Annotated in this window: 1 pseudogene; it reads left to right on the top strand. The window is 50.0% G+C overall.

Annotated features, from left to right (window positions below):
* Positions 1-267 precede the first annotated feature (267 nt).
* Positions 268-2288 (top strand): annotated as a pseudogene (locus tag APA10_RS11670) (Hint domain-containing protein); the annotation flags it as partial.

Raw genomic sequence — 2288 nt, 5'->3', positions numbered from 1 at the left:
CGCTCAAAACCTCTTGAAAACATATCATAGCGAATTTCCAAAAGGGCTCTAAGCGTTCAAAGCGGCGGTAATTTAGAAAATACAGCAACAGTTACCAACCTTACGATAGAAAGTAATGGGCAGGCTGAAAACTATGGAGGCCCAGCACAGGGCGTAACTGTGCAGAGTGGCGGTAGATATGAAAATGATGGCGGTAACGTATCGGGGTTAACTGCAGATACGGGTGCTCAAGTTGATTTCATGGGAGGGACAGGAACCTCTGTTACAGTGGATTCTGGTGCCACTATCGGTGCGGTTCAATCTGCTGCCCTTGCATCTGTAACAATGACAGCAGGCGGAAGCCTGGAAGTTTCAGATGGTGCTTCTGCAACAGATGTTACGATCAGCGGTGATGTAGAAAACACTCTTGTTGTTGGCAGCAATGGGTACGTTTCTGGGGTAAATGTTTCTGGTGCCGTAGATAATAGCGCGCAGGGATCAGCCGGCGGTGAAGTTCATGATGTTATCATAAACTCAGGTGGCGTTGCTGATAATGTCACGGTCTATCATGATCATCTGGTGATAAACGGTGGCGGTTTGGCCTCTGGCGTAACCTTGAATGACGCTGGCATTACCGTGCAGAGCAACGGCGTTGTGTCGGCCATGACCGTGAATGCTCAGGGTATTTATGCTGCATATATTAATGGCGGCGTATCTTATGATGCGATTGTGAATAATGACGGTGCAATTGTAGAATATGACAATGGTTCTGCATACAACAACACAGTCAATGCTGGCGGTGAAGACGATGTTAAGAATGGCCTGAGTGAAGCTGCAATTATTTCTTCTGATGGCCTTCAGGTGGCGGAAGTAAAAGGCGTTACTTCTGGCACAATATTGAATGGTGGGCAGCTGCAGGCAGCAGAAGGGGGTATTGCATCTGGCACAACAGTAAATGCCGGAGGCCTTGAATTTGTGGGGGCTAATGGCACAGCCATTAACCAGACTGTAAATTCCCAAGGTACTATTATTGTTGATACGTCCGGGACTATCGGTGGTCAAACCATCCTGAGCGGTGGCAGCTTGAGTGGCGGCACAATCAGCGCCGGCGCAACGGTTTCTGTGCTGTCTGGCGGTTATGAAAGTGGTGTCACCATTGCAAGTGGCGGCAGTGTAAATATTCAGTCTGGCGGCAGTGGTTCGAACATTCTTATTCAGCGCTATGGCGTGGAAAATGTGGCGCAGGGCGGTGTTGTTAGCAATTTCACCATTGATACGGGGCGGCAGAATAACGCCGGCAGTGCCGTAAGTGGTCTGATTGAGAATTTGGGTGAAGAGCGTGTCCAGTCTGGCGGTTATGATGCCGACATGACAGTTACGGGCCACGGGCATGAAGTTGTGAGCGCGGGTGGCACTGCAGTAAACACAATTTTCAATGATTCAGGTTTTGGTTTTATTGCCGGCACGCTGGATGATGCCACGGTAAATTCCGGTGGCTGGATAAATGTTTCATCGGGTGGCCTAACGTCTCACACAACAATTAACGGAAGCGGGAGCGAATACGTAAACGCTGGCGGCAGTGCCGTTGATCAGACGGTAAATGCCCACGGCACGCTGACAATTGCATCAGCCGGTATTATTGGCGGCACAACCGTGCTCAGCGGCGGATCATTGAGTGGTGGCGTTTTAAGTTCTGGAGCAAAAGTTTCAGCACTGTCTGGGGGTTACGAAAGCGGCGTAACAATTACAGCAGGCGGATATTCCGAAGTTGATTCAAAAGGTACAGCCACAAATATCAACATTATAAATAACGGTATCCAGACCGTGGCGTCTGGTGGTCTGGTCAGCGGTTTCGAAATCAACCATGCTCGCCAGTATGATTGGGGCAGTGCTGTTTCTGGTACAATCTCTAATCTGGCTGAAGAACGCGTGATGTCCGGCGGGCAGGACAGTGACATGATTGTCACCAGCCACGGGCATGAAGTTGTGAGTGCTGGTGGTATCGCCAGTCACACAACGTATAATTCCACCGGCTTTGGCTATATCAGCGGTTCTGCTGTGAGTGCTGTTGTGAATTCTGGTGACATAGAATTTGTGCAGAACGGCGGCGTTGCTACAGCTACAACAGTAAACAATGGCGGCCTTGAGAATGTTGGGGCAGGCGCAACAGCAAAAGATGAAACCGTAGAAAAGGGTGGTACGCTCAACGTTTATTCTCAAGGTTCATTGCAGAGTGCTAGTGTGTCTGGCGGCACGGAAGTTGTTTCTGCGGGAGGTTCTGCTGCGGCGACCACGGTGACAGATGGCGG

This window comes from Acetobacter pasteurianus subsp. pasteurianus LMG 1262 = NBRC 106471 (assembly GCF_000285275.1).
GTDB lineage: Bacteria > Pseudomonadota > Alphaproteobacteria > Acetobacterales > Acetobacteraceae > Acetobacter > Acetobacter pasteurianus.
This window is presented reverse-complemented; position numbering and strand designations above follow the sequence as displayed.